Raw genomic sequence first — 7,515 nt, forward strand, 5'->3', positions numbered from 1 at the left:
TGCTGTGTCGAATTAATAACCTGTTATTCTCAAGCCGTCAATTACCTGGCCGGTATCAATGGCAGTGATCCGTTGTATGGCTCTGCAAGCGGTCGTGATATGGGATTGTTAATTTATGGAGACTTGTTCGACTCTTTGATGACTTATAACCTTGCCATCATGAACGGACAAGGCATCAACCTAAAAGATAAAAACAATCAGAAAGATATTGTAGGCAGCCTTATGGTACATCCATTGAAATGGTTGTCCGTCGGCGGTTCCTTTGTTAAAGGGAAAGGATGCGCCGTAGCCGTTTCTTCCATTAATCCAGACATAGCCATAGGAGAGAATTACACCCGAAACCGCTGGTCGGCAGGTGCCACCATCAAAACAAAATCCGTAGATGTACGTACAGAATACTTGGCCGGAAAAGACGGACACGTTAAAAGTGACGGTTACTATGCAACCGTATCTGCCCATGTGCTTCCCAAATTTGACGTAATAGCCTCTTATGACTATTTCAACAAAAATAAAACTATTTCCGATAAACAGACCAATTATGTAGCAGGTGTACAGTATTGGTTCTATCCCAAATGCCGTCTGCAAGCCCAGTATACATACTGTAACCGCCATAAAGGAGAAAACTCAAACCTGCTTCAAGCACAGTTGCAAGTTCGTTTCTGAGCTGGGGAAATGGAAATTTATGAACTTTTTGGCATCCTTTTTGTAGTTTTATAAGATACATACCCAAAAAGAGACTGATTTATGAACGAACAAGCCATACAAGAACAATATCAGCATATCGTTACTCTACTCAAGCAGCAACGGCTGAAGGAAGCACAATCCCAACTGGAAGCCTTTCTTTGGAACAGCGGTGACTGGACACTCCGCAACCGCTTGGAACAAGCTCAGACATCCTATCAGTACATGCTGCAATACATGCGCCAGGGAATCGACGATCCTGAACGACAGAAACTATATCGCCAGATTCTGACCGAAACTTGGGAAGTCGCTGACCAGGCACGTCTGTCTCTCCTTGACGGAGTTTCCACGCACTATTACCATTCCCTGCGCAATAACCGGGAACGCCTCCCCAAAGAATACAATATTGCCGCACTGCAGAAGGTATTGGAATCTTTCCCTGATGACCTGGCCGTTTGTCAGCTGATGCCGGATAACCAAGGCATGGACGCCGTACTGCAACGGCACGAACAAACCGCCCAGGTTCTTTTCCTTTCCACATGGAGTAACAGTGACTGGTCTGCAGAAGACGAACAGCAAGCCAAAGGATTACTGGAATCAGAAATGCTTCCCGTCAATGATTTGTGCCTGTTCACCAGTGCCGTCATGCTCAGTCTGATGGAATGCTTCGATACCCGCAAATTCTCATGGTTGCTAGACGCCGTAACGCATGCAAATACGCAAGTAAACCAACGGGCTTTGGTAGGTATCGCTTTCGCACTTCTTTTTCATCCCACCCGTCTGTCGCTTTATCCCGAATTGACAGCCCGCCTTTCCCTGCTCAACGAAGACGGCAGTTTCGGCAAGCAACTGAACCGTATTTACATCGAGCTGCTCCGTAGCCAGGAAACGGAAAAGATAGACAAGAAGATGCGTGAAGAAATCATTCCGGAGATGATGAGGAATGTGAACATCATGCGCAACATGAAGTTCGGTTTTGAAGAGAACCCTGAGGAAAACGATCTTAATCCGGATTGGGAGAAAGCTTTTGAAAGTTCCGGACTGGGAGACAAGATACGGGAGATGAACGAATTACAGCTGGAAGGCGCTGACGTCTATATGAGTACGTTTGCACAACTCAAGACTTATCCGTTCTTTAAGGAACCGTACAACTGGTTCTATCCGTTCGACATGCATCACTCCAGCATCATCAAGGAATTCGGATTCAAGCCTACCGGAGACAATGCCATCCTCTCCCTTATCCTCCAATCCGGTTTCTTCTGCAATAGTGACAAGTATTCCCTTTGCTTTACAATGGCACATATACCACAGTCACAGCGTACGATGATGCTCAGCCAGATGACTTCCCAGGATTTGGATGCACTCATGGACGAAAGCAAATCTTCCGCTTTACGGCAGTATGCCGAACGACCGGATGTCATCAGCAACCAGTATGTCCACGACTTATACCGTTTCTTCAAGTTAAGCCAGCGCAGACACGAGTTCCGTGACATCTTCAAGGAAGAGATTGCCCTGCACCGTATCCCGGCACTCAAAGATATTCTGTGCAAACCCGAGCTGCTGATTACCATCGCCGATTTCCACTTCCGCAAAGAACACCCGGCAGAAGCATTGGAGCTTTATAAGGAATTGATAGCCTTGAACCATGCAAATGCAGACATTTTCCAAAAGGCTGGCTATTGCCTGCAAAAGGAAAAGAGGTATAAGGAAGCGATAGACGCCTACCTGAAAGCCGATGTACTAAAGCCCGACCATGTCTGGACAATCCGCCATCTCGCTACGTGCTACAGGCAGATAAGGGACTTTGCCTCTGCACTGGAATACTACAAGAAAGTGGAGGCAATCCAGCCGGAAAACCATAATATCCTTTTCTACGCCGGAAGCTGCCTTGCCGAACTGGAAAGATATGAAGAGGCTCTGCAATATTTCTTCAAGCTTGATTTCATCGAAAGCAATTGTATCAAAGCATGGCGTGCTATAGGCTGGTGTTCGTTTGTCAACGGCAAGTATGAGCAAGCAATGAAGTATTACGAAAAGATACTCGCCTCCAAACCACTCGCAGCAGACTATCTCAATGCCGGACATGTTGCTTGGAGAACGGGCAAAATAGAAAAAGCTGCAGAACTTTACAGTAAAGCAGCTTTGGAATATGGCGGGCAGGAGATTTTTAGAGAAATGTTCGGTAAAGACAAAGAAACACTTGTCAGACAAGGAATCAGTGAAAAAGATATCCCTCTAATGATGGATCTGGTTTAGACCTCCAACAACTCCCTGTACAGCCTCTGTACGGGGAGCCCCATTATATTATAGTAACTCCCGGATATGTTTTCCACCCCGATGAATCCAATCCACTCTTGTACACCATAAGCTCCGGCTTTATCCATGGGGTGGTATTTGTCCACATAATAGGCAATTTCCTCTTCGTTCAGTTTGGCAAAACGCACTTCTGTTGCCGCCGCAAAACTGCGTTGCCACTCAGTGGTAGTGATGCATACACCGGTAAACACTTCATGGGTACGTCCGGACATGTCGCGCAACATCTGCATAGCTTCTTCCCTATTCTTGGGTTTTCCGAGAACTTGTCCATCCAGCCAGACAATGGTATCTGCTGTAATCATCAATTCGTCCGGATGCATCATATCACGGTAGGCATCTGCCTTTTCCCTGGATATGTAGAGAGGAATATCCGCTCCCCGCAACGTTTCGGGATAAGACTCGTCCACATCGGGCAAAGTTCTTACTTCATATTCCACTCCCAAACCAGCCAGCAATTCTTTCCTTCGCGGAGAGTTAGAGGCAAGAATCACCTTATATTTCTTCAGATTATCTAACATCATATCATTTACGATTTGACGATTTACAATTTAACGATTGAAACAACTACCAACCAAAAGCTTTTTCATCTGCCATCCAAAGCCCTTGCACTTTCAATACCTGTTCCACAATGTCGCGACCACAGCCATAACCGCCTTCTGCATACGAAATATAGCGAGCCACAGCCTTTACCTCAGGCACAGCATCCTTAGGACAACACGGCAAACCACACTCACGCATCACCTCCAAGTCGGGAATATCATCACCTACATACAATATTTCCTCGTCCTTCAAGCCATGACGGTCACGGAAGTCATGGTAATCATGGATTTTAACAGAAGAACCCATATAGATATTTCCATCCTCAAAACCTAAAGAAGTAAAACGCTTGCGGACTGCTTCTGTACGTCCACCCGTAATTATACCCAGCAACACACCTTGCTTAGCGGCCAGATGCAGGGAATAACCATCCTTTATGTTGACCGTACGCAGAGGTTCACCCTCCGAACTCATAGGGATAACATTGGCACTCAGCACACCGTCCACATCAAAAACAAGGGCTTTTATCTTTTTCAAATCATAGTTTATGGTACTCATTGCACTTTTTTCTTGTTCATTATAATATACCTATATGCAGCAAAACATTAGTTCAAAAGAGGCAAGCATCGGCATCCGGTTATCTTATTGCCAACCGATGTATATTCTCGCTAATCTCCCGATATAGTTCCAGCATTTGCGGCTCATCGGCAAGCATCCGCAGATGCTCGTCAATGACATTCTCATCATAGCGCACAGCCGGTCCTGTCTGTGCGGCAAGCGGTTCCAGCTCATGCACCTTGCGGGCCGTCTCGTCTATCAAGGGGAGCATTGCCTCGAACGGCAACCCGTACTTTTTCAGCAGTTCAGCAGCCAACACATACATGTGATTGGTAAAATTGCACGTAAACACAGCCGCCAGATGCAAACTTTTGCGCTGCTCAGAACTTGCTTCATACACTTTTTCCGATAGGGCGGAAGCAATGTCCTTCAGAAGCTGCACATCCTCTTCCGAGTTGCTTTCCACAAAACACGGTATCTGTCCAAAATCCACTTCACGCTGCTTACTGAAAGTCTGCATCGGATAAAGCACTCCATAACGCGCAACATGCCCCTGCCAAATATTCATAGGAATACTGCCGGCTGTATGCACCCATAAAGCATTCTCCTTTCCAGAAACAATCTGGGGTAATAATTCTACAAAAGCCGCGTCCTTCAGCGAAACGATATAAAGCTGCGCCTCCTTCGTAACCGCCTGCAGCTCCGTGGTATATGCAGCTTCCACCGTCTGTGCCAATCCCTGCGCCGATTCTTTTGTACGGCTGTAGACCTGCACAATACGAAACCCTTTCCGATAAAGAGCTTTTGCCAGATTAGTAGCTAGATTTCCGGCACCGATAAAGGCAATGGACATATCTTCTATACTTCTTCCTGCCATACGCTTATCTTGTTGCCAACCAATACAGAATAGCCCCTAATGCCAGCAACGCCAACGGCAGCAGATAAGCGGACATCGTACCGAGTAAGGCAGTTATCAACCCGAAGTTCAATATCAGCCACAAACCTATCAATACCAATCCCACTGACTTGTCATGCTTGAACAGCAGAAAAATCACTGCGGTATACAATAGAAAATTATCCTTATTCATCACCCACGGCAAGCCGATTGCAGAAAAATGCACCAATTTGTCCACCAAGTAAAGAATGCCGAATACAATCAGTGTGATGGCAGTGGCCTTATATGTATCACGGTTATTGTTTGCTTTTGCTGCACTCACTGTTACTTTCCTCCGTACTTATTGATATGTATCTTTTCCCACTGCAGATTGTCTTCGTTGAAAGGCTTGCGCTCCATCCCCTTATGGCCGATAGCAATAACACTAAGCACCTGCAACTGCAAAGGAATATCCAACACCTCGTGCACATACTCGCCGGAAGGCATACCGGAAGCCGTAAAACGTTCGCGCACCTGCACCCAGCAGCTTCCCAGCCCCATATCTTCGGCCTGAAGTTGCAGGTAGATGGAAGCAATGGAGGCATCTTCTATCCACACGTCGCTTGCCAGCGGGTCGGCAACAACCACTACTGCCAGTGCCGCATCGGCAATAAACTGCGATGCCTGCTCCTTGCAATAGGACAATTCCTTCAATTTATCCTTCTCGTCCACCACTATGAACTGCCATGCATTGCTGCGTTTCGACGTGGGTGCCATCAGGGCTGCTTTCATCAAAGTGACGACTTGTTCTTGTGTCAATTCTTCTTCTGTAAACTTCCGCATGCTGCGGCGTGCTTTTATCAATTCACTGAAACTTTCCATAATGATTTTATGTGCTAATATGCTAATGTGCACATCGACACATTAACAATAATTTCTGCAAAGATACGAGATTATTTTTTAAATTTGCAGGCCATGCCTTTGAAACTCACTACATATTACCGTGGGAGCAAGGTTCCTGACCTGCCAGGCACCAACACCTTCCATTCCACAGAGTTGTTCCGAATCTACGAGGAAACTCCGGGGTATACCCCCATACTCATTGTGGCATCCGAAGATGACAAGCCCGTTGCGAAACTGCTTGCCGCCATACGTAAAAGTGTCCGCATGTTTCCACCCGGCATCATCAAAAGATGTGAGGTGTACGGTACGGGAGAATATTTCAATAACGAGGCAGACAAAGAGACTATCTTCAGTGACATGCTGCAAAGGCTTACCAATGAAGCATTGCGCGATTCTTTTCTCATCGAGTTCCGCAACCTGGAAAATGCCATGTTCGGATACAAATCTTTCCGAGACAACCAATACATCGCCATCAATTGGCTGCGGGTGCGCAACTCGTTGCACAGCGTCGAAAAGGTGGAAGAGCGTTTCAGCCCGTCACGTATCCGGCAAATCAAGAAAGGCCTCAAAAACGGTGCCCAAGTGCGGGAAGCACGTACCAAAGAGGAGATTCTCTGTTTCGCCCAGATGTTGCGCCACGTATATTCTTCCAAGATACGGCGCCACTTCCCCAGTATCAAGTTCTTTCAGCATCTCGAAAACCAGTTGACAAAAGGGCAGCAAAGCAAAATCTTCATCGTCATTTATAAGGAGAAGATTATCGGTGGCAGCGCATGCATTTATTCAGATGATAGCGCCTATCTATGGTTCTCAGGTGGCATGCGCAAGACTTATGCCCTGCAATATCCGGGGATTCTTGCCGTATGGAAAGCACTGGATGATGCCAAACAACGCGGATACCGCCACTTAGAGTTCATGGACGTGGGACTTCCCTTCCGTAAACATGGCTACCGTGAGTTCGTTCTCCGCTTTGGAGGAAAACAAAGCAGCACCCGACGCTGGTTCCGTTTCCGTTGGAACTGGCTGAATCGGGTGCTGATAAAGATGTATGAATGATTCTTACCGAAATCAGAAATTAGTGTAGACCACATATCCATGAGCCGGTACATTAACCTGTTTATTTACGGTTTCACTTTTTCCTGTAAAGTAATTGGTCCAGTTACCAGGAGTGGCAGGGAAAACAATATCAGTAGCGGTATGTGTAAAGTTACCCACCACCACCAGTTGCTTACCCGTTATACTTTTTACCAATAATGTACGACCGTTGTCCCAATCAGAAGTTTCCACCTTCCATGTCAAAGTTGCATTTGCATCAAACAACTCCGGATGAGCATTGCGCAGCTTCATCAAACCTGCATAAACATCGTGCAGCCCTTTACGATCGGCGTTATCTAAATATTCCCAATGCAAAGGCTTCCTACCGGTACGGCCATTTTCTTCAATAGAGATGTCATATCCCATCTCTCCGAACTGCCAAACCATCTTAGGACCAGGAACGGTAAGGAAGAAAGTTGTATTTAGTGCCAACTGATTCATACGGGCATCAAGGTCGGTTTTCAGCACACCATCACCCCATTGCGACTGTTTGTAAGCTGTGCGTTCTTCATCATGGCTTTCCATAAAACCTACCCATGCAGTGTTTTTCT

7 protein-coding genes and 2 pseudogenes (1 of these 9 only partly in view) are annotated in these 7,515 nt (G+C 46.3%); 3 read left to right on the plus strand and 6 right to left on the minus strand.

Annotation, left to right across the window (positions count from 1 at the left end):
- Window positions 1-663, plus strand: a pseudogene (locus ABUA47_RS05185) (porin); the annotation flags it as partial.
- 81 nt (window positions 664-744) lie between these two features.
- Complete coding sequence (locus tag ABUA47_RS05190) at window positions 745-2,937, plus strand: tetratricopeptide repeat protein (RefSeq protein WP_005826360.1); 2,193 nt, start codon at window positions 745-747, stop codon at window positions 2,935-2,937.
- Here the strand turns inward: ABUA47_RS05190 and ABUA47_RS05195 are convergent.
- From ABUA47_RS05195 to ABUA47_RS05215, 5 genes are all read right to left on the minus strand, one after another.
- Window positions 2,934-3,515: a Maf-like protein gene (locus tag ABUA47_RS05195; RefSeq protein ID WP_008663872.1), complete on the minus strand. Its 582-nt coding sequence runs from the start codon at window positions 3,513-3,515 to the stop codon at window positions 2,934-2,936. The genes ABUA47_RS05190 and ABUA47_RS05195 overlap by 4 nt on opposite strands.
- A 46-nt stretch (window positions 3,516-3,561) precedes the next feature.
- Window positions 3,562-4,092 (minus strand): KdsC family phosphatase, encoded by a 531-nt coding sequence (locus ABUA47_RS05200; protein ID WP_005826358.1) that lies wholly within the window; start codon window positions 4,090-4,092, stop codon window positions 3,562-3,564.
- 79 nt (window positions 4,093-4,171) lie between these two features.
- A complete protein-coding gene (locus tag ABUA47_RS05205; protein ID WP_005826357.1) occupies window positions 4,172-4,969 on the minus strand; it encodes a Rossmann-like and DUF2520 domain-containing protein in 798 nt (265 codons plus the stop codon).
- A 4-nt stretch (window positions 4,970-4,973) separates the two neighbouring features.
- A complete protein-coding gene (locus ABUA47_RS05210) occupies window positions 4,974-5,309 on the minus strand; it encodes a hypothetical protein (protein ID WP_005826356.1) in 336 nt (111 codons plus the stop codon).
- Window positions 5,310-5,311: 2 nt separating this feature from the next.
- Window positions 5,312-5,848, minus strand: coding sequence for a nitroreductase family protein (locus ABUA47_RS05215; protein ID WP_005826354.1), 537 nt, complete (start codon window positions 5,846-5,848; stop codon window positions 5,312-5,314).
- A 93-nt stretch (window positions 5,849-5,941) separates the two neighbouring features.
- Between ABUA47_RS05215 and ABUA47_RS05220 the strand changes: the two genes are divergently transcribed.
- Complete coding sequence (locus tag ABUA47_RS05220) at window positions 5,942-6,925, plus strand: GNAT family N-acetyltransferase (protein WP_034525497.1); 984 nt, start codon at window positions 5,942-5,944, stop codon at window positions 6,923-6,925.
- Window positions 6,926-6,937: 12 nt separating this feature from the next.
- On the opposite strand, the pseudogene ABUA47_RS05225 reads toward ABUA47_RS05220, so the two are convergent.
- Window positions 6,938-7,515: pseudogene (locus ABUA47_RS05225) on the minus strand (alpha-amylase); its annotated part runs 16 nt beyond the window's last position; the annotation flags it as partial.

Source organism: Bacteroides sp. RTP31139st1_H2_RTP31139_211217 (assembly GCF_040227615.1).
Taxonomy (GTDB): domain Bacteria; phylum Bacteroidota; class Bacteroidia; order Bacteroidales; family Bacteroidaceae; genus Bacteroides; species Bacteroides uniformis.

Excerpts from the sequence above, each read along its gene's own strand:
- ABUA47_RS05190 (WP_005826360.1), top strand. The coding sequence starts at position 745 with ATGAACGAACAAGCCATACAAGAACAATATCAGCATATCGTTACTCTA.
- ABUA47_RS05200 (WP_005826358.1), bottom strand. The coding sequence starts at position 4,092 with ATGAGTACCATAAACTATGATTTGAAAAAGATAAAAGCCCTTGTTTTT.
- ABUA47_RS05195 (WP_008663872.1), bottom strand. The coding sequence starts at position 3,515 with ATGTTAGATAATCTGAAGAAATATAAGGTGATTCTTGCCTCTAACTCT.
- ABUA47_RS05215 (WP_005826354.1), bottom strand. The coding sequence starts at position 5,848 with ATGGAAAGTTTCAGTGAATTGATAAAAGCACGCCGCAGCATGCGGAAG.
- ABUA47_RS05205 (WP_005826357.1), bottom strand. The coding sequence starts at position 4,969 with ATGGCAGGAAGAAGTATAGAAGATATGTCCATTGCCTTTATCGGTGCC.
- ABUA47_RS05220 (WP_034525497.1), top strand. The coding sequence starts at position 5,942 with ATGCCTTTGAAACTCACTACATATTACCGTGGGAGCAAGGTTCCTGAC.